Source organism: Nocardioides malaquae, assembly GCF_015070385.1.
GTDB classification, from domain to species: domain Bacteria; phylum Actinomycetota; class Actinomycetes; order Propionibacteriales; family Nocardioidaceae; genus Nocardioides; species Nocardioides malaquae.
Genome location: NZ_JADCSA010000001.1, coordinates 244,296 through 262,418 on the forward strand (window position 1 = coordinate 244,296; position 18,123 = coordinate 262,418).

The 18,123-nt window shown below is 71.6% G+C and carries 18 protein-coding genes; 7 read left to right on the top strand and 11 right to left on the bottom strand.

Annotation, left to right across the window (positions count from 1 at the left end):
- Nucleotide 1 precedes the first annotated feature (1 nt).
- Together IEQ44_RS01150 and IEQ44_RS01155 are read right to left on the bottom strand one after the other, a co-directional pair.
- Complete coding sequence (locus IEQ44_RS01150; protein ID WP_227486655.1) at nucleotides 2-1,003, bottom strand: threonine aldolase family protein; 1,002 nt, start codon at nucleotides 1,001-1,003, stop codon at nucleotides 2-4.
- Nucleotides 1,004-1,089: 86 nt separating this feature from the next.
- A complete protein-coding gene (locus IEQ44_RS01155) occupies nucleotides 1,090-2,427 on the bottom strand; it encodes a class II 3-deoxy-7-phosphoheptulonate synthase (protein WP_193636573.1) in 1,338 nt (445 codons plus the stop codon).
- Between the two features lie 124 nt (nucleotides 2,428-2,551).
- Here IEQ44_RS01155 and IEQ44_RS01160 point away from each other — a divergent pair, with 124 nt between their 5' ends.
- Both IEQ44_RS01160 and glpK read left to right on the top strand, forming a co-directional pair.
- Nucleotides 2,552-3,757, top strand: a complete 1,206-nt coding sequence (locus tag IEQ44_RS01160; RefSeq protein ID WP_193636574.1) for a pyrophosphate--fructose-6-phosphate 1-phosphotransferase — start codon at nucleotides 2,552-2,554, stop codon at nucleotides 3,755-3,757.
- Between the two features lie 45 nt (nucleotides 3,758-3,802).
- Entirely contained in the window at nucleotides 3,803-5,272 is a 1,470-nt protein-coding gene (glpK, locus tag IEQ44_RS01165) for a glycerol kinase GlpK (protein ID WP_193636575.1), read from the top strand.
- Nucleotide 5,273: 1 nt separating this feature from the next.
- Here glpK and IEQ44_RS01170 read toward each other — a convergent pair whose 3' ends face one another.
- From IEQ44_RS01170 to IEQ44_RS01190, 5 genes are all read right to left on the bottom strand, one after another.
- The gene (locus IEQ44_RS01170; RefSeq protein WP_193636576.1) at nucleotides 5,274-6,215 is read right to left on the bottom strand and encodes a hypothetical protein; all 942 of its coding nucleotides are present in this window, start codon (nucleotides 6,213-6,215) and stop codon (nucleotides 5,274-5,276) included.
- Nucleotides 6,216-6,241: 26 nt separating this feature from the next.
- Nucleotides 6,242-6,877: a response regulator gene (locus tag IEQ44_RS01175; protein WP_193636739.1), complete on the bottom strand. Its 636-nt coding sequence runs from the start codon at nucleotides 6,875-6,877 to the stop codon at nucleotides 6,242-6,244.
- Nucleotides 6,878-6,975: 98 nt separating this feature from the next.
- Nucleotides 6,976-7,509, bottom strand: coding sequence for a flavin reductase family protein (locus IEQ44_RS01180; RefSeq protein ID WP_193636577.1), 534 nt, complete (start codon nucleotides 7,507-7,509; stop codon nucleotides 6,976-6,978).
- A 31-nt stretch (nucleotides 7,510-7,540) separates the two neighbouring features.
- Complete coding sequence (macS, locus tag IEQ44_RS01185; protein ID WP_193636740.1) at nucleotides 7,541-8,743, bottom strand: MacS family sensor histidine kinase; 1,203 nt, start codon at nucleotides 8,741-8,743, stop codon at nucleotides 7,541-7,543.
- A complete protein-coding gene (locus IEQ44_RS01190) occupies nucleotides 8,740-9,510 on the bottom strand; it encodes a lysophospholipid acyltransferase family protein (protein WP_193636578.1) in 771 nt (256 codons plus the stop codon). Before IEQ44_RS01190 ends, macS begins: the two co-directional genes overlap by 4 nt.
- Nucleotides 9,511-9,611: 101 nt before the next feature.
- Between IEQ44_RS01190 and IEQ44_RS01195 the strand changes: the two genes are divergently transcribed.
- Both IEQ44_RS01195 and IEQ44_RS01200 read left to right on the top strand, forming a co-directional pair.
- Nucleotides 9,612-10,409 carry an alpha/beta hydrolase gene (locus IEQ44_RS01195; protein ID WP_193636579.1) on the top strand — a complete coding sequence of 266 codons (798 nt, stop codon included), beginning with the start codon at nucleotides 9,612-9,614 and terminating at the stop codon, nucleotides 10,407-10,409.
- A complete protein-coding gene (locus tag IEQ44_RS01200) occupies nucleotides 10,406-10,915 on the top strand; it encodes a hypothetical protein (protein ID WP_193636580.1) in 510 nt (169 codons plus the stop codon). The genes IEQ44_RS01195 and IEQ44_RS01200 overlap by 4 nt, the downstream gene beginning before the upstream one ends.
- Here the strand turns inward: IEQ44_RS01200 and IEQ44_RS01205 are convergent.
- The 4 genes from IEQ44_RS01205 to IEQ44_RS01220 are packed head-to-tail and all read right to left on the bottom strand — an operon-like array spanning nucleotide 10,912 to nucleotide 13,965.
- Nucleotides 10,912-11,832 (bottom strand): ROK family protein, encoded by a 921-nt coding sequence (locus IEQ44_RS01205; RefSeq protein WP_193636581.1) that lies wholly within the window; start codon nucleotides 11,830-11,832, stop codon nucleotides 10,912-10,914. The two genes, IEQ44_RS01200 and IEQ44_RS01205, sit on opposite strands and share 4 nt — an antisense overlap.
- 2 nt (nucleotides 11,833-11,834) lie before the next feature.
- Nucleotides 11,835-12,347 carry a hypothetical protein gene (locus IEQ44_RS01210; RefSeq protein ID WP_193636582.1) on the bottom strand — a complete coding sequence of 171 codons (513 nt, stop codon included), beginning with the start codon at nucleotides 12,345-12,347 and terminating at the stop codon, nucleotides 11,835-11,837.
- Nucleotides 12,344-13,513, bottom strand: coding sequence for an ArsA family ATPase (locus IEQ44_RS01215; protein ID WP_193636583.1), 1,170 nt, complete (start codon nucleotides 13,511-13,513; stop codon nucleotides 12,344-12,346). The genes IEQ44_RS01210 and IEQ44_RS01215 overlap by 4 nt, the downstream gene beginning before the upstream one ends.
- 14 nt (nucleotides 13,514-13,527) lie before the next feature.
- The gene (locus IEQ44_RS01220; RefSeq protein ID WP_193636584.1) at nucleotides 13,528-13,965 is read right to left on the bottom strand and encodes an SRPBCC family protein; all 438 of its coding nucleotides are present in this window, start codon (nucleotides 13,963-13,965) and stop codon (nucleotides 13,528-13,530) included.
- A 136-nt stretch (nucleotides 13,966-14,101) separates the two neighbouring features.
- Between IEQ44_RS01220 and IEQ44_RS01225 the strand changes: the two genes are divergently transcribed.
- The 3 genes from IEQ44_RS01225 to IEQ44_RS01235 all read left to right on the top strand — a co-directional run bounded on the left by IEQ44_RS01225 (nucleotide 14,102) and on the right by IEQ44_RS01235 (nucleotide 18,122).
- Nucleotides 14,102-15,892, top strand: a complete 1,791-nt coding sequence (locus tag IEQ44_RS01225) for an AMP-dependent synthetase/ligase (RefSeq protein ID WP_193636585.1) — start codon at nucleotides 14,102-14,104, stop codon at nucleotides 15,890-15,892.
- Nucleotides 15,893-16,129: 237 nt separating this feature from the next.
- Nucleotides 16,130-16,888, top strand: a complete 759-nt coding sequence (gene cpaB / locus IEQ44_RS01230; RefSeq protein ID WP_193636586.1) for a Flp pilus assembly protein CpaB — start codon at nucleotides 16,130-16,132, stop codon at nucleotides 16,886-16,888.
- A gap of 10 nt (nucleotides 16,889-16,898) precedes the next feature.
- Nucleotides 16,899-18,122, top strand: a complete 1,224-nt coding sequence (locus IEQ44_RS01235; RefSeq protein ID WP_193636587.1) for a CpaE/TadZ family protein — start codon at nucleotides 16,899-16,901, stop codon at nucleotides 18,120-18,122.
- Nucleotide 18,123 lies beyond the last annotated feature (1 nt).

The following is an 18,123-nucleotide window of genomic DNA, read 5'->3' on the forward strand; positions in this document are numbered from 1 at the left end:
CTCAGAGGCGAGCCAGCACGGCGGCGGCCCGCCGGACGGCCTCCGGGCCCACGTCCAGGTGGGTGACCAGACGCACCGTGCGCGGACCCACCGCGGAGACCCGGACCCCCTCCTGGGCGGCAGCCGCGACGAAGGAAGCGGCGTCGTCGCGAGGCACCACCACGATGTTGGTCTCCACCTGCGCGGGGTCGACGCCGCAGGCCTCGGCGAGGAGGCGCGCGTGGTCGTGGTCCTTGGCCAGCCGCTCCACGTGGTGATCCAGGGCGTGCAGACCCGCCGCCGCCAGGATCCCCACCTGTCGCATGCCGCCACCCATCCGCTTGCGCCAGACGCGGGCCTCGGCGATCGCCTCGGTCGATCCGACCAGCAGGGAGCCGACCGGCGCGCCCAGACCCTTGGAGAGGCAGACGGCCAGCACGTCCGCGATCCCGCCGTACGCCGCCAGCTCGGTGCCGGTGGCCACGTGGGCGTTCCAGATCCGCGCACCGTCGAGGTGGACCTTGCAGCCGACCTCGTCGGCCCATGACCGCAGCGCCTGCAGGTCGGCCACCGGGGTGACGGTGCCGCCCGCGAAGTTGTGGGTGTTCTCCACCGACACCGCTGCCGTCGGGACGAAGAAGGGGCCCATGTCGGGCGCGTGGAGACTCCGGACGGCCTCCAGGTCCACGTGGCCGCGCGGATGGGTCCACGTGCGGGTGGTGACGCCCTGCGTGACCGCGTGGGCGCCGAGCTCGGCCCGGACGATGTGGGCCGAGCTCTCGCAGAGCACCTCCTGGCCGGGCGCGACGACGCTGCGCACGGCCAGCACGTTGGCCATCGAGCCGGTCGGCGTGAAGAGCGCCGCGGCGTGGCCGAAGAGGTCAGCGACCCGTTCCTCGAGCGCGAGGACGGTCGGGTCCTCGCCGTAGACGTCGTCGCCGACGTCGGCCGACGCCATGGCCCGGCGCATGGCCTCCGTGGGGCGGGTGAGCGTGTCGGAGCGCAGGTCGACGATCTCAGCCATGCCCCGAGCGTACGCACGCGGTCGCGGCGCCGGCGAAATGACCGACGCCGGCGGTGGCAGGGCCACCGCCGACGTCGGATGAGACGTCAGGCCTTGCGCAGCATCTCCGCCACGAGGAAGGCCATCTCGAGGGACTGCACGCGGCTCAGGCGCGGGTCGCAGAGCGACTCGTAGCGACTCGCCAGCCCGGCCTCGTCGATCAGCTCGCCGCCACCCACGCACTCGGTGACGTCATCGCCGGTGAGCTCGACGTGCAGGCCACCGGGCCACGTGCCGAGCGCACGGTGGACGTCGAAGAAGCCCTGGACCTCGTCGATCACGTCGTCGAAGCGCCGGGTCTTGTAGCCCGAGGAGGCCTCGAAGGTGTTGCCGTGCATCGGGTCGCAGACCCACGCCACCTGCAGCCCGGCCGCCTCGACCTTCTCCACCAGCGTCGGCAGGCCGTCACGGATCTTGCCGGCACCGAAGCGGGTGATGAAGGTGAGCCGACCCGGCGTGTTCTCCGGGTTCAGCTTCTCGGCCAGCGCGAGCGCGTCGTCGGCCGTCGACGTCGGGCCCAGCTTGACGCCGATCGGGTTGGAGATCTTGCTCAGCAGCTCCACGTGGGCACCGTCGACCTGACGGGTGCGCTCACCGATCCACACCATGTGGGCCGAGACGTCGTAGGGCTTCTCGGTGCGCGAGTCGATGCGGGTGAGAGCGTGCTCGTAGTCGAGCAGCAGGGCCTCGTGGCTGGAGTAGAAGTCGACGCGGTGGAACTCGTCGGGGTCCGCGCCGATCGCCTGCATGAAGGTCAGGGCGCGGTCGATCTCGCTGGCGACCTTCTCGTAGCGCAGGCCCGCGACGGAGTCGCGCACGAAGTCGGTGTTCCACGCGTGCACCTGGCGCAGGTCGGCGTAGCCGCCCGTCGTGAAGGCACGCACGAGGTTGAGCGTCGCCGCGGAGGCGTTGTACATCTCCACCAGACGCTGCGGGTCCGGGTGGCGGGCCTCGGGGGTGAAGTCGAAGCCGTTGACCGCGTCGCCACGGTAGGCGGGCAGGGTCACGCCCTCGCGGGTCTCGGTGTCGGAGGAGCGGGGCTTGCCGTACTGGCCCGCGAGCCGACCGACCTTCACCACCGGCACGGAGGCGGCGTAGGTGAGCACCACCGCCATCTGGAGGAGGACACGGAGCTTGTTGCGCACGTTGTCCGCGGTCACGCCGGCAAAGGTCTCGGCGCAGTCACCACCCTGCAGCAGGAAGGCCTCACCGCGGGTGACGGCGGCCAGCTTCTCGGTGAGGTCGTCGCACTCGCCGGCAAAGACCAGGGGCGGGGAGCTGCGCAGGCGGGCGACCGCACTCTCGAGTGCAGCAGCGTCCGGGTAGCTGGGCTGCTGGACCCGGCCGAGGGCGTTCAGTTCTTCGAGGCTCGGGATGGTGGTCACCTCCCAAGGGTACGTCCGCCCCCGCGATGAGCAGGATTCGGAGGGATCCGTGGCCGGGGGCTGAGACGTCACCGCGTGGAGTGTGGCCCTCCTCACGCTCCCCGCCCACCCCTAGACTCACGTCATGGCACCTGCACGCGTCGCCCTGCTGACCGCCGGCGGTTACGCCCCCTGCCTCTCGGCCGCGGTCGGCAGGCTCATCAGGACCTGGACCGAGCTCTCCCCCGAGACCGAGATCATCGCCTACCGCCACGGCTACGAGGGGCTGCTGCGTGGCGACAGCATCGTCGTCGACGAGGCGGTCAGGCGCTCGACCCCGGTGCTCGACCGGTTCGGCGGCAGTCCCATCGGCAACAGCCGGGTCAAGCTGACCAACGACGAGGACTGCCTGCGGCGGGGCCTGATCGCGGAGGGTCAGACCGCGCTCGAGGTCGCCGCCGACCGACTGGTGGCCGACGGCGTCGAGGTGCTGCACACCATCGGCGGCGACGACACCAACACCGCTGCCGCCGACCTGGCTGCCCACCTGGCCGAGCAGCAGATCGGCCTCACCGTGGTCGGGCTGCCGAAGACCATCGACAACGACGTCGTCCCGATCCGCCAGACCCTGGGCGCCCAGACCGCCGCGGAGCAGGCCTCCCTCTTCGCCCAGAACGTCCTCGCCGAGCACGGCTCGAGCCCTCGGATGCTCATCGTCCACGAGGTGATGGGGCGCGCCTGCGGGTGGCTGACGGCGGCCGCAGCCCGCCACTACCTCGACTGGCACGCGCGCCAGGAGTGGGTGCCCAGCATCGGCCTCACTCCCGAGCGGTGGAGCATCCACGGCATCTACCTGCCCGAGCTCGAGATCGACCTCGACGCGGAGGCCGAGCGCCTGCGCGGCGTCATGGACGAGATCGGCTGCGTCAACCTCTTCCTCTCCGAGGGGGCCGGCGTCCCCGAGATCGTGGCCGAGATGGAGGCGTCCGGCACGCCCGTCAAGCGTGACCCCTTCGGCCACGTCATGCTCGACACCGTCAACCCGGGCAAGTACTTCGCCAAGCAGTTCGCGCAGAAGCTCGGGGCCCAGAAGAAGATGGTGCAGAAGTCGGGCTACTTCTCCCGCTCCGCAGCAGCCAACGCCACCGACCTGGCCCTGATCGCCGAGATGTGCGACCTGGCCGTGCGCAGTGCGCTCGATGCGGTGCCCGGAGTCATCGGCCACGACGAGGACCGGGACGACGAGCTGCGCGCCATCGAGTTCGAACGGATCGCGGGCCACAAGGAGTTCGACGTGACCCAGCCCTGGTTCGTCGAGATGCTGCGCAGCATCGGACAGCCCACGCCCTGACGATCCTCCGCCCGTGACGGGAGCGGCACCACTAGGGTCGGGGCCATGAGCGTTCTCGCGATCGATGCCGGCACGACCGGGGTGACGGCCGTGGTGGTCGACACCGACGGCAGCATCGTGGCCAAGGGCTACGAGGAGTTCCGCCAGCACTTCCCCCGCCCCGGCTGGGTCGAGCACGCACCGGAGGAGATCTGGCAGGCCACGTTGGCCGCCACGCGTTCGGTGCTGGAGCAGGTCGACGCCTCGTCGCTGACCGCGCTCGGCATCACCAACCAGCGCGAGACCGTCGTGCTGTGGGACCGTGAGACGCTGGGGTCGCCACGCCGCGCCATCGTGTGGCAGGACAGGCGTACCGCCGACATCTGCAGCCGCTTGCGCGAGGAGGGCCACGAGGACCGCGTCGCCGAGCTGACGGGCCTGCGCCTGGACCCCTACTTCTCCGGCACCAAGTTCACGTGGCTGCGCGAGAACGAGCCGCACACCTGGGCCCTGGTCGAGTCGGGACGGTACGCCGTCGGCACGGTGGACTCCTACCTCATCGCCCGGATGACGCGCGGCACGTGGCACGTCACCGACGTCTCCAACGCCTCGCGCACCCTCCTCTTCGACCTGGAGAAGGGCGACTGGTCGGAGGAGCTGTGCGAGCTCTTCGGCGTCCCGCGCGACGCCCTCCCGGACGTCGTGCCGAGCTGGGGCGTCATCGACGAGACGGATCCGTCCTCCTTCTGCGGCCTCACCCTGCCCATCGCCGGCATCGCGGGCGACCAGCAGTCGGCCCTCTTCGGCCAGACCTGCTTCGAGGAGGGAGAGACCAAGTGCACCTACGGCACGGGGTCCTTCATCCTCACCAACACCGGCACCACGCCCGTACGTTCTGCGGCCGGCCTGCTGACCACGGCGGCATGGCGCAGCCCCGAGGGCGTGACGACCTACGCGCTCGAGGGCTCCATCTTCGTCACCGGCGCCGCGGTCCAGTGGCTCCGTGACGGCCTGGGCCTGATCGGCTCGGCCGCCGAGGCCGAGCCGGTGGCCCGCACCGTGCCGGACAGCGACGGAGTCTTCTTCGTGCCTGCCCTCACCGGGTTGGGCGCCCCCCACTGGGACCCGCACGCCCGCGGGACCATCGTCGGCCTGACCCGCGGCACCACGAGGGCACACGTGGTGCGCGCGACGTTGGAGGCCATCGCCTTCGAGGTGCGCGACGTGCTCGAGACGATGCCGCAGCTGGCCGCGCTCCGGGTCGACGGCGGCGCAGCCGCCAACGGGCTGCTCTGCCAGGTCCAGGCCGACCAGGTCGGCGTGCCCGTCGAGCGGCCGAGGATCGTCGAGACGACCGCCCTCGGGGCCGCCTTCCTGGCGGGCCTCGGCACCGGTGTCTGGTCGTCGACGGACGACCTGAAGGCCACGTGGCAGCTCGACGCCCGCTTCACGCCGCAGGGCGACCGGGAGCAGGCAGACGCGTCGTACGCCCGCTGGCAGGAGGCCGTGGAGCGGTCGAAGGGTTGGGCAGACTGAGTCAGTCGTCGTCCAGGCGGGCCAGGGCAGCGGCCGCCTCGTCACGCTCCGACTCGGCCACGGCGAGCTCCTCGTCGGTCTCGTCACGACCTGCCTCGGCGTCCCCGAGCTCCTCCTCCACCTCGTCGGCCTCGGTCTCCAGGTCGGCCAGGCGTCGACGCAGCTCGTCGGCCTCCGAACGCACCCGGAGCAGACGCGCCTGCAGGTCGTCGACGTGTCGCTGGGCGGAGCGACGTGCCCGTGCAGCGCGAGCCAGGGCGCGCTCGGCGTCGGCCAGCTCCTGCTTGGCCGCGCGCCGCTGCTTGGCGCTGCGCTCCGGGTCCGGCACCAACCGCAGTGCGGGCCGCGGCGGCACCTCCTCCGACTGCGCGGACGCGTCGTCGTGCGGCGCCTCCCGAGGTGGCGCGCTGAATCCCAGGGCAGACGCCAGCGCGACCGCCCCGGACAGGTCAGGGACCTCCACGCCCGTCACGGTGATCGGCTGGACCAGCAGTCCGGACCGCAGCGCCGCGGCGGCCTGCTCGTCGAGCAGGGCTGCCGTGAAGGTGGCCTCGACCTGGTCGGTGACCGACTGGCTGAGCTTCTGCCCCTCGGCCGCCGCCACGGACCTGGCGCGCGAGGCCATCGCGGCGGTGACCTGACGTCTCTGCCGACTCAGGGCCCGCAGCTCGTCACCGTCCAGCGCCTCCTGCGCGTCCCGCAGCGCGACTCCCAGGTCGAGCAACTGGTCGACCTCCGCAGCCTCCCGGCGCACGAACAGGTTCACCACCCACGCCGCCACCGTGGGCTTGCGCAGCGCCTTCACCGCGCCCGCGAGCGCGCCGTCCTCGGCCTTCAGCTCGGCCGCCCTCCGGTCTCGGGCGAGGGTGAAGTCGGTCGTCGGGAGGGCGTACAGGTCGTCCGCCTCCGCGAGCAGCCGTTCCGTGCGCTCCTGCTCCTCCACGTGCCCTCCGTCCGGCGCCCGAGGCGTCAGTCCTCGTCGTCCAGGCCCTGCTCGATGGCCCACCGGGTCAGCTCGACCCGATTGTGCATCTGCAGCTTGCGCAGCGTGTTCTGCACGTGGTTCTGCACGGTGCGGTGCGAGATCACCAACCGCTCAGCGATCTGCTTGGAGCCCCACCCCTTCGCCACCATGCGCAACACCTCGGTCTCACGCTCGGTGAGCAGCGAGACCTCGCCGGCCACCTGGGCAGGGCTGGAGAGACGCCGGAACTCCCCCAGCACCAGACCGGCCAGGCCCGGGGTGAAGACGGTGCCCCCCGAGGCCACCCGCTCGACGGCAGCGAGCAGCTCACTGCTGGAGGCCGACTTCACCAGGTAGCCGGTGGCTCCGGCCTTCAACGCCTCCAGGACGTCCTCCTGCTCGCCGGAGGCAGAGAGGATGAGCACCCGGGCGGAAGGATCCTGGGCCAGCACCGTCCGCGTGACCTCGACCCCGGTCGGCTCAGGGATCTGGAGGTCGAGCACCACCACCTGCGGCCTCGTCGCGGTGAACCGGGCGATCGCCTCCGCCCCACTGCTGGCGACAGCGACCACGTCGAGGCCGGCCTGCTGCAGGTCGCGCTCGACGGCGTCACGCCACATCGGGTGGTCGTCGACCACCATCACGCGGGTCGGTTGCGCGTCGTCGTGCCCGCTCGGTCGCGGGTCGTGCTGTCCGGTCACCAGTCCCCTCCCAGAGGCCTTGCCTGCCGCGCCCGAGGCTACTCGCCGAGCGGCGGGTCCACCTCGGCCGCTCGCCGGTAACGACCTCGGCGATGCACCAGTGGATCGGTCTCGTCGTCGACGTGCAGCTCGACGATGCGGGTGGTGACCAGGGTCGACCACCCGACCTCGGCGGTGTCCTCCAGCTCGACCGCGGCCCAGGTGCCGGCGGAGAGCAGGCGGGGGCCGTGCGGGCCTTCCTCGAAGGCCTCGACGCGGAAGGGGCCACCGGGTGCCGGCGCGAGACCGGCGAAGACCTCGGCCACCTCGCGGTGGCTCCAGCGCAGCAGGTGGACCACCGCGCGCCGGTTGCGCAGGAACTCCTCCGCGAAGTCGGACAACGGGTCGACCAGCGCCAGGACCCGACCCTCGTCCCCGCGGGCCACCATCACGCTGGAGACGGTGAGGCCGGCACGGGTGTCGTCACCACCAGTCGTCCAGAGCGTCACCACGCCGCCCAACCGAGCGCGCAGCCGGCGCACCTCGTCGCTCGGCGCGTCTCCGGTGAAGGGATGCTCCGCATGGATCGTCACGCCCAGGTCCTCCTCTGTGCTGTGCGACGACTCATCGGTCGCCGCGCCGTTCCACGGTGAGTTCCCACTCCGTGCCCCACTCACCCGTCTCGACCCGGGCCCGTCCGCCGATCTCGGTCATCCGACCGCAGATCGACGACTGCACGCCAAGTCTCCCCTGGGCACGCGCCTGCTCGAGTCGGCCTGCCGGGATGCCGGGCCCCTCGTCGCGCACGGTCACCACGACGGAGTCGCCGTGGTCCTCCAGCAGCACCCATGCGGGGGCGGCGAGCCCGACGTGGAGTCGTACGTTGTCCAGGCAGGCGCCCACGGCGCCCAGCAGCGCATCCACCACGTCGCCGGGCAGCACCACGGCGCGGCCGGGGGTGGCCACAGTGACCGTCGGACCGACGGCCTGCTCCAGCGCGCCGGCCAGGTCGCGCGGCGCGCTCAGGTCAGCACCCACGTCCGGCCCCTCGGCATCGGCTCCGCCGACCGGGCGAGCCACCGACGCCGTGGTCCAGACGTCCTGTGCATGGATGAGTGCGCGCAGCGCGGCCTCCTGCTCCCCCGCCAACCCGGCCAACTCGGCCCACTCGCCGTCATCCTGGCCGCCCTTGCGCTGCACGAGCGCGAGCACCTGGAGCACCCCGTCGTGCACCGCGCGGGCAAGTCGTGCGCGTTCACCGGCGACGGCGGCACGACGCTCCGCGACCGCGCGCTCGCTGGCCATCTGCTGCAGGCTCTGGCACATGTAGCCGATGAGCGCGCCGCCGAGCAGGACCAGGAAGACGTTGCCGTAGTTGGTCTGGGTGATCTCGGCACGGATCGAGAGGTCGACGACCGAGACCACGGTCCCGGCGACGAGGCCGCCCCTCCAGTTCCAGTGGATCGCCCACGCGAGCACCGCGCACACCACCCAGAAGCCCGGCACCGAGGCGTTGAACTCGGGGCCCTTCAGCCACGGGGTCGAGGCGAGCAGGGCCACCGACACGGCCAGGTCGGCCACGAGCACCAGAGGCGTACGCCGGTGCGCCTGCCGGTAGAGCACGTGGGCGGTCACGGTCCAGACGACGAGGACGCCGAAGGCCGCCAGCGCCCACCCCGGGCGGTCGAAGTTGTCCCACCGCCACCAGGTCAGACCCAACGTGTTGAGGGTGACGGCGAGCCGCAGGACGGCGAGCGCCCGGTGCAGCCGGTCCTCGACGGCGAGCCGCGCGGCCGCCTCGGGCCCCCGCCCCCTCGTGACGGTCAGGACGCCCTCTCGTCGCCCTGGCCGAGGAGCTCGGCCTCGACGCGGTCACGCTCGGCGTCGGCCTCGGCGGCGCGTGCCGCGGCGGCCGCCTTCTTCGACTCCTCCTTGGCCTTGGTGGCGTACATGTCGACGTACTCCTGGCCGGAGAGGCGCATGATCTCGTACATGATCTCGTCGGTGACCGACCGCAACACGTAGCGGTCGTTCTCCATGCCGGCGTAGCGCGAGAAGTCGAGGGGCTTGCCGAAGCGCACGTGCGGCCGGGTGAAGGAGCCGAACGTCTTGCCCGGAGGGGCGACCACGTCGGTGCCGACGACGGCGACGGGGATCACCGGCACTCCCGTCGAGAGCGCGAGGCGGGCCACTCCCGTCTTGCCTCGGTAGAGCTTGCCGTCGTGCGAGCGCGTGCCCTCGGGGAAGATCCCGAAGAGGTCGCCCTGCCCCAGGATCTTGGCGGCCGACGCCATCGCCCCCGCCGCGGCACTGCCGCTGGCGCGGTCGATCGGCACCTGGCCGACCCCGGAGAAGAACATCTTCTGGAAGAAGCCCTTGATGCCGGGACTGGTGAAGTACTCCGCCTTCGCGACGAACGTGACCCGCCGCGGCAGGGTCAGCGGCATGAAGAGCCAGTCGGCGTAGGAGAGGTGGTTGCACGCGAGGATCGCCGGCCCCTCCGCGGGCACGTGTTCGACTCCCTGCGCGTGGGGGCGGAAGATGACCCGGAGGAACGGCCCGAGGGCAATCCACTTGAGGAACCAGTAGAGCACGACGCGAGCCTAACGCCTGCCGGACTCCGACGGCCCGCGTCGAGCCGGGTGAGACGCCCGGATCGCTGCCACGGCCACCACTGCTGGGGCAGAATGCCCACATGACTGACGAGTCCTCGGCCCCCCTGAGCCTCCCCGCCCGCCCGGAGCTCACCGGAGGGCGTCGCATCGGGGTGATGGTGAGCCACGGGTTCACCGGTTCCCCCCACTCGGTGCGCCCCTGGGCGCTCTCGCTCGCCGAGCGTGGCTACGCCGTCGAGCTGCCGCTGCTTCCGGGCCACGGCTCCACGTGGCAGGAGATGAACACCACGACGTGGGAGGACTGGTACGGCGCCGTCCGAGCGGCCCACGACAAGCTGGCGGAGGAGAACGACGACGTGCTGGTCGCCGGTCTCTCCATGGGTGGGACGCTGGCCCTGCGGCTCGCGGCCGACCTCGGCGATGCGGTGGCCGGCGTGATCGTCGTCAATGCCGCCGTCGCCACCCGCCGCAAGGACGTGCTCGTGCTGCCCTTCGCCAAGCACGTGCTCGGATCGCTGCCGGCGATCGGCAACGACCTGAAGAAGAACGGGGTCGACGAGCGGGCCTACGACCGCACGCCGTTGCGGGCCGCCCACTCCATGATGCAGGCGTGGAAGGTGCTGCGTGACGACCTGCCACGCGTCACGGCGCCGGTCCTCTTCTTCAAGTCGGCTGTCGACCACGTCGTCGACGACTCCTCGCTGCCGATCGTGCGCGCCGGAGTCTCCTCGCGGGAGTTCATCGAACTGGTGCTGCCGGACAGCTATCACGTGGCCACGCTCGACAACGACGCACAGACCATCTTCGACGAGTCCGCCGCGTTCGTGGCACGCGTCACCGACCCGGCGAACGGACGCACCGGACCCCGATCGGCATGACCACGCCGGAGGAGGACGAGGCATGGCGGCTGATCGTCGACCACTACGACGAGACCGCCGTCCGGGAGCCGCGCGAGAGCGGCGAGCAGGTCGACTCCGACTCCGAGCCGCGGGACCTGCAGGAGACTCGCCCCGACGACCCGACTGTCGACGAGGTACTCCCTCCGGCGTCGGGCCCGCTCCCCACACCGGCCCCCTTCCCGGCTGACGCCCCCGCTGCGCCCGACGCCGAGGACGGCGCCACGTGGCGAGACCCCGACGACGACGACGCGTTCGTGCCCCCACCCGCTCCCCCGGCGCCGGACCTCCCGACCGGACGCCTCGTCGCGTGGACGGGCGTGCTCGGCACCCCCCTGCTCTTCTTCCTGGCCGCCCTCACCGGCAGGACGATCCCGGGCGCGCTGGCCGCCCTGCTCGCCGGTGTGCTGGCCGCCTCCTTCGTCTACCTGGTGGTGAGTCAGCCCCGGGACCCCCGCGACCCCTGGGACGACGGCTCCCGCGTCTAACGCGCCGCAGCCGCCCGCCGGGCCAGCGCCACGGCGCCCACCGTGCCGGCGTGCTCCCCATGGACCGCCGGCACGAGCGGCGGGGTCACCCGGTGCCCGGCGCCGACCAGGTGCTCGGCGAGCGACCTCCTCGCCGGCGTGAGCAGCAGGTCGCCGGCCTCGGCGACGCCTCCACCCACGACGACCACCTCGGGATCGAGCACGGCCACCAGGTTGGCCACGCCCACGCCGAGCCAGGCGCCCACCTCCTCGAAAGCCGCCACCGCCTCCCGGTCACCGGCGCGGGCGGCCTCCGCGACTCCCCCGCCTCGCTCACCCGCGCGGCCGGCGCGCGCGACCAACGCCCGACCCGAGGCGTACTGCTCCCAGCAGCCGCGCAACCCGCAGGGGCAGGGTCGCCCCTGCGGCACCACGCGGGTGTGACCGAACTCCCCGGCCATGCCACCCGCGCCGCGCACCACCTCGCCGTGCACCACCACGCCTCCGCCGATCCCGGTGCCGACGGCGACCAACACGCCCTGTGCTACACCGGCCAGGGCCCCGTGCTCCACTTCGGCCCACGTCGCGCAGGTGGCGTCGTTCTCGAGCACCACGTCGAGGCCCCACCGTGTGGACAACCGCTCGCGCACGGCGTCGTCACGCCACGGCAGGTGCGGCGCGAAGACGACGCGTTCGCCGGCCGCGTCGACGAACCCGGCCGCCGCCACCCCGACCCCACGGGGTCGAGCGCCGTCGCAAACCAGCTCGAGGGCGCGGCTCAGCACGTCCTCGAGTCCGGCAGCGTCCTCGACGCCGTCACGAGAAGAGAGGCGGACCGACCGCAGGACCTGTCCGTGGTCGTCGACGAGGTCGGCGAGCACCTTCGTGCCGCCGACGTCGAGGCCGACCCACCCGTCGGAGACCGGACGCCTGTCCACGGTCAGGTGGCGGAGGGATCGGTGTCGTCGTCGAGGCGGATCCGCTGCACCCGCTCCGACGTGGCGTCCTCCGGGCCCGGGTCGGCGGGGCGCTCGAAGGGCGCAGAGGGGTCGCCCGTGGATCCCGGTGAGGCTGATGGCGAAGACGAGGGCGAGGGCGGCGGCGTGGCCAGCAGCGCCGCGGCAGCCCTGCCCAACGACACGACGGCGGCGCTGAGGTGCGTGCGGACCTCGGGGCTGACCGAGCGCACCACGTGGACGGCCCGGCACACCGGGCACCACGTGCACTCGGGAGCGCCGGTCGCACAGTGCTTCTCGGATGCACAGTGCTTCTCGAAGCCTTCCGCGAGGTGCCCGACCTCCTCGACCGTGCGTCGTACGGCCTCGTCGGCGTGCCGCTGCACGTCAGCGCCGTGGTGCGTCATCCAGCCAGAGAGCGCACCCAGGAGGCGCACCGCCTCCTCGCCGAGGGACCCCACCGTCTCGTCGGTGTCCTCACGCTCGTGCGTGCTCACGTCTCCTCCTCAGCGAACCTCACGCGCAGCTCCCCGTCCCTCACGCTCGCACCACGGACCTGCATGCGGGCCAGCACCGAAGGGAGCGTGAGCACGCGACGATACGACCCGTGGGTGATGACCAGGACGTCCGCACTCCTGGCGAGATCGACGTCGGCCCGGTCGGCCCACGGCAGCGCGAGGTGGAGCACCCCGCCGCCGTCGACGACCTCCACCCGGAAGGGATCGACGCCCCCCGCTGGCGCAAGTGCGTCCGTCGCGCCGTAGAGGTCGCGGGCCACGTCGCGCAACGCCTCGACGCCCAACGGCTCGCTCGCACGGTAGGGCGAGGTCCACCTGGTGAGGTCACCGAAGGAGTCGCGCACCTCCTCCAACACCTCCCGCTGCGCCCGCACCCAGCCCTCGCGCCACGCGTCGGCCCCCTCGTCGGGGAAGACCCGGTTCACCACCACGCCGTCGACCCGGTAGCCGTAGAGCGAGAGCGTCGTCCACGCCCGCCTGGCCTCCGCCACGACCATCCGCTCGGGCGTCAGCACCAGCCGTACGCTCGCCTGCGGGCCACTGAGCAGGTGCTGGACCTCGCTGAGCTCGGCGTACAACCGCTCGACCGCGTCGAAGACCGGGTCCTGGGGCATCGGGATGCCGGCGGCCCGGCTCAGGACCGGCCGCAGCGCCTTGACCACCCGGCGTTCGACGGGGAAGAGACGACGCATGTACCACCCCAACGCCTCGGGCAGTGCGAGCAGACGCAAGGTCTCGGCCGTGGGGGCGCAGTCCACCACGATCACGTCCCAGTGGCCGCTGAGCGCCTGGGTCCGCAGCTCGAGCAGGGCCAGCACCTCCTCGGCCCCCGGCAGCACGGTCAGCTCGTCGGCGGTGACGGGGTCGACCCCCACGGCGTCGAGCACCTCGCGCAGGTAGCGCTGCACCTCGCTCCAGGAGCGTTCGAACTGCCGCTGGGCGTCGACCTGCTGCACGAAGAGGTGCGGCCCGACCTGCGTGGGTCCCTCGCCAACGCCCACCTGGAAGGCGTCCCCGAGGGAGTGGGCCGTGTCGGTGGAGACGACCAGGGTGCGCAGCCCCTCGGCCGCGGCCAGCGCGGCCGTGCCCGCGGCAACCGTCGACTTGCCGACGCCACCCTTGCCCGTGAAGAGGAGGACCCGCACCGGCGCCAGCTCTCTCAGAGCGACTCGACGCGCTTCTTCAGGCCCTTGAGGGCGGCATCGATCAGGATCTTCTCGCCCTTCCGCTTGAGCATCCCGATGAGGGGGATGGCCACGTCCAGAGCGAGGCGGTAGGTCACCTCGGTCGTGCCGTCGGCGCGCTCGTCGAGCAGGTAGGCACCGTCGAGGGCCTTGAGCATGCGTCCCTCGGCGAGCGACCAGGTGACCGCGCGGTCACCGTCCCAGTCGTAGACCAGGGTGTACTCGTCCTTGATCGGCGAGACGTCGAGGGAGAAGAACACCGAGCGGGCCCGCGGGCCGTCGCCGGCATCCACCACCGTGGCCTCCCGGACACCGGTGGCCCACTCGGGATACGCCTCGAAGTCCGCGATCACATCCATCACCGCCGTCGCCGGCGCGGCGATGACGATCGACGAGGTGGTCTGCTCGGCCATGGGGAACTCCACTCAGTCGCAGTCGCCGGGGGCGTCCCTGGCCGGCCCGGCACGTGCGGTGGAGACTACCGGATCTCAGGTCGCGGTCTCCCAAAGGTAACCTGCGGGTAACAACGGACAACTGGAGGCCTTGAAGATGCGTGAGTACTCCTCACCTCTCACCGTAGAGATCCCGCAGAGCGGCAACCTGACCGACGACGTCGTCAGGAACGCCCAGGAGGCCCCCGACGCGGTGGCCTTCCGACGCAACACCGGCGAGGGCTGGACCGACGTCACAACTGCGGAGTTCCTCACCCAGGTGCAGGCCGTGGCCAAGGGCCTGATCGCCTCCGGCATCGAGGTGGGCGACCGCGTCGCCCTCATCTCCAAGACCCGCTACGAGTGGACGCTGCTCGACTACGCGATCTGGTTCGCCGGCGCCGTCACCGTGCCGGTCTACGAGACCTCCTCCACCGAGCAGGTCCAGCACATCCTCGCCGACTCCGAGTCGCGAGCCGCCGTCGTCGAGACGCCCGACCACCTCGCCCGGGTGGCGGAGGTGCGCGCCGGGCTCACCGAGCTGCAGCACGTCTGGTCGATCGAGGCCGACGCGGTCGCGACCCTGACCGCCGCGGGCCAGGGCGTCTCCGACGCCGACCTCGAGGCTCGGCGTACGACGGCCACTCCCCTCGACCTGGCCACGCTGATCTACACCTCCGGCACCACCGGCGTGCCCAAGGGCTGCATGATCACCCACGGCAACTTCATGTTCGAGCTCGGCGTCGCCGTCGAGGCCGAGATCAAGGAGCTCTTCGCCCCGGGTGCCTCCACGCTGCTCTTCCTTCCGCTGGCCCACGTGTTCGCCCGCATCATCCAGATCGGGTCGATCAAGGCGCGCGCCACCCTCGGTCACAGCGCGGACATCAAGAACCTCGTCGAGGACCTCGGCGTCTTCAAGCCGACCTTCATCCTCGCCGTGCCCCGCGTCTTCGAGAAGGTCTTCAACTCGGCGTCGCAGAAGGCCGCCGCCGAGGGCAAGGGCAAGATCTTCAACCGCGCCGCCGACGTGGCGATCGCCTGGTCCCGCGCGGTCGACAAGGGTCGCGTCCCGCTCTCACTGCGCGTGCAGCACGCCCTCTTCTCCAAGCTGGTCTACGCCAAGCTGCGCAACGCGCTGGGCGGGCGCTGCCAGTACGCGGTCTCCGGCGGCGCTCCGCTCGGCGAGCGCCTGGGCCACTTCTACCGCGGCATCGGCCTGATCGTGCTCGAGGGCTACGGCCTGACGGAGACCACCGCGGCTCTCGCCGTCAACCAGGTCACCGCCAACAAGATCGGCACCGTGGGCCGCCCCTTCGCCGGCACCAGCGTGCGCGTCGCCGACGACGGCGAGCTGCTCTTCAAGGGCGGCCAGGTCTTCGCCGGCTACTGGAAGAACGACAAGGCAACTGCCGAGGCCGTCGACCGCGACGGCTGGTTCCACAGCGGCGACGTCGGCGAGATCGACGAGGAGGGCTTCGTCCGGATCACCGGCCGCAAGAAGGAGATCCTCGTGACCGCGGGCGGCAAGAACGTCGCCCCCGCCGTCCTGGAGGACCGCCTGCGGGCCCACTTGCTGATCGACCAGTGCATGGTCGTCGGCGACGGCCAGCCCTTCATCGGCGCCCTGATCACCCTCGACGCCGAGACGCTGCCCTCGTGGGCCGAGATGCACGGCAAGACCGGTTCCGTCGCCGAGCTGATGTTCGACGCCGACCTGCGCGCCGAGATCGACGCCGCGGTGGAGGAGGCCAACAAGGCCGTGTCGCGCGCCGAGTCCATCCGCAAGTACACGATCCTGCCGGCGTCGTGGACCGAGGAGGGTGGTCAGCTGACCCCCAGCCTCAAGCTGCGCCGCAACGTGGTCATGCGCGAGTTCCGCGACGACGTGGAGGCGCTCTACCTCCCCTGATCCGGAGGGTGCGGGGCCGTCGGGGCCGTCGGGGCGACACGCCTCCGACGGCCCCTTCGTCGTAGGTGGGAGGAGTTCGACCCAAAACGCGTACAGGGGCCGGTCCAGACAACTAGCGTTCGACCTGACGTTCCCGTCACACCCGTCCCACGCACTGGGCATCGTGACGGGCGAAGAAGACACCGGCGCCCGGTCCGTCCCGGATCGGCCCGCCTCGGACCGAGAGGCTCCCCCACCATGGATCGACGCAAGCTCCTCCTCGTCATGGCCGTCATCGTGGCCCTGGCCGGAGCGGCCCTGGTTTTCGTGTACGTACAGGGCGCCGACAACCGTGCTGCCGAAGAGTACGAGACCGTCGAGGTCCTGACCGCGGTGGAGCCGATCCTCACCGGCGAGACCATCGCGCAGGCCGCGGAGGCCGGAAAGCTCCAGCGCTCCCGGGTGCCGCGCGCGGTCCTGCTGCCCTCAGCCGTCTCCACGGTCGACTCGCTGAAGGGGCTGGCGGCCAACACCAACATCTACGCCGGCGAGCAGATCGTCTCCGACAAGTTCGGTGGTGCCGGTGAGGCCAGCATGCTCCCCATCCCCGAGGACAAGGTCGCCGTCACCCTCGAGCTGACCGACCGGGCCCGGGTCTCGGGCTTCACCGTCGCGGGTTCGCGGGTGGCGGTCTGGCTGACCTCCAACGCCACCTCGACGGGCAACGAGGAGGCCAACCTCTTCACCCGTCTGGTCGAGGACGACGTGCAGGTCCTGGCCGCCGGCTCGAGCACCCTCGTCGCCTCCACCACCACCGACGCCGAGGGCGGCGAGGTCGTGGAGCAGCTGCCCAAGACGCTCCTCACCGTGGCGGTCGACCAGGACCAGGCGGAGCGTCTCAAGACGGCCGTGCTCTGGGCCGAGCAGTTCGGTGGCGAGGTCTCCTTCGGCCTCCTCTCCGAGAAGTCCAAGGTCCGTCGCTCCCCGGGCGTCGAGTCCAAGAACCTCTTCCGCTGAGGAGCAGCACATGCCCATCCTTCTCGGCGCTGACGCCCAGGTCGCGAACCACCTCCGCACCGTCCTTCCTCCGGACAGCCAGGTCGTGGCCTCGGCCGAGCAGCTGCTCCAGTGGCTCGACAGCCACCCCGAGGAGTACGCGGTCCTGATCGGTCCGAGCGTCGACGTGCCCTCCGCCATGGCCCTCGCCGAGCGCCTGCGGATGACGATGCCCACGACCACCGTCGTGCTGCTCCGTCACGACGTCGACACCGCGGTGCTCACCCAGGCGATGCACGCCGGCGTGCGAGAAGTGGTCGCCGCCGACGACCTCACCCAGGTCGGCGGCGCCATCCAACGGGCGCACGCACTCGCGGTGGCCCTGCGGTCGGGCTCGGCCGGCAAGGGGCGCGAGGGCGGCCGGATCATCACGATCTTCTCCCCCAAGGGCGGCGTGGGGAAGACGACGATGTCGGTCAACCTCGCCCTGGCCCTGATGCGCGGTGGCGAGAACAAGGTCTGCGTGGTCGACCTCGACCTCGCCTTCGGCGACATCGCGATCACCCTGCAGCTCTTCCCGAGCCACACGATCGAGCACGCGATCGGCGGGGAGCAGTACATGGACGAGGAGTTCGTCCGTCAGCTCATGACGCGCCACGACAGCGGCCTCATGGTGCTGGCGGCGCCCAGCCAGCCCGACGCCCGCGAACGGGTCAGTGGCGCCCTGGTGCACCGCCTGCTGGAGACGTTGCGCGAGCACTACGACTACATCGTGCTCGACACCGCTCCGGCCTTCGACGAGCAGACGCTGACCGCGCTCGACGAGACCGACGAGTGCATCATCGTCGCCACCCTCGACGTGCCCACGCTGAAGAACGTGAAGGTGGCCCTCGAGACCCTCGACGTGCTCGGGGTGGCGGAGGGCCGCCGTCACCTGCTGCTGAACCGGGCCGACGACCAGGTGGGCATCGGGGCCGACAAGGTCGAGGGCATCCTCGGCATGTCGGTGGCCGTCCAGGTGGCGACCTCCCTCGACATCGCCAAGGCCACGAACGCCGGCCGTCCGCTGATGCTCTCGGCGCCCTCGCACCCGTCGTCCAAGGCCGTCCGGTCGCTGGCCGACCGCCTGATGGGCGTCTCGAGCGCCTCGACGTCCTCACCGTCCACCCCCCGAACCCAGGCCTCCCCCGCAGCCCCGGCGTCCTCCGACAAGCGTGAGGACTCCCCGAGGCGCTTCCGCATCAGCAGGAGATGAC

Bases quoted from the DNA above. Each gene is read 5' to 3' on its own strand.
- IEQ44_RS01195 (WP_193636579.1), top strand. From the start codon at position 9,612: ATGACTGACGAGTCCTCGGCCCCCCTGAGCCTCCCCGCCCGCCCGGAG.
- IEQ44_RS01160 (WP_193636574.1), top strand. From the start codon at position 2,552: ATGGCACCTGCACGCGTCGCCCTGCTGACCGCCGGCGGTTACGCCCCC.
- IEQ44_RS01235 (WP_193636587.1), top strand. From the start codon at position 16,899: ATGCCCATCCTTCTCGGCGCTGACGCCCAGGTCGCGAACCACCTCCGC.
- glpK (WP_193636575.1), top strand. From the start codon at position 3,803: ATGAGCGTTCTCGCGATCGATGCCGGCACGACCGGGGTGACGGCCGTG.
- IEQ44_RS01175 (WP_193636739.1), bottom strand. From the start codon at position 6,877: ATGGTGGTCGACGACCACCCGATGTGGCGTGACGCCGTCGAGCGCGAC.
- cpaB (WP_193636586.1), top strand. From the start codon at position 16,130: ATGGATCGACGCAAGCTCCTCCTCGTCATGGCCGTCATCGTGGCCCTG.
- IEQ44_RS01150 (WP_227486655.1), bottom strand. From the start codon at position 1,003: ATGGCTGAGATCGTCGACCTGCGCTCCGACACGCTCACCCGCCCCACG.
- IEQ44_RS01200 (WP_193636580.1), top strand. From the start codon at position 10,406: ATGACCACGCCGGAGGAGGACGAGGCATGGCGGCTGATCGTCGACCAC.
- IEQ44_RS01225 (WP_193636585.1), top strand. From the start codon at position 14,102: ATGCGTGAGTACTCCTCACCTCTCACCGTAGAGATCCCGCAGAGCGGC.
- IEQ44_RS01220 (WP_193636584.1), bottom strand. From the start codon at position 13,965: ATGGCCGAGCAGACCACCTCGTCGATCGTCATCGCCGCGCCGGCGACG.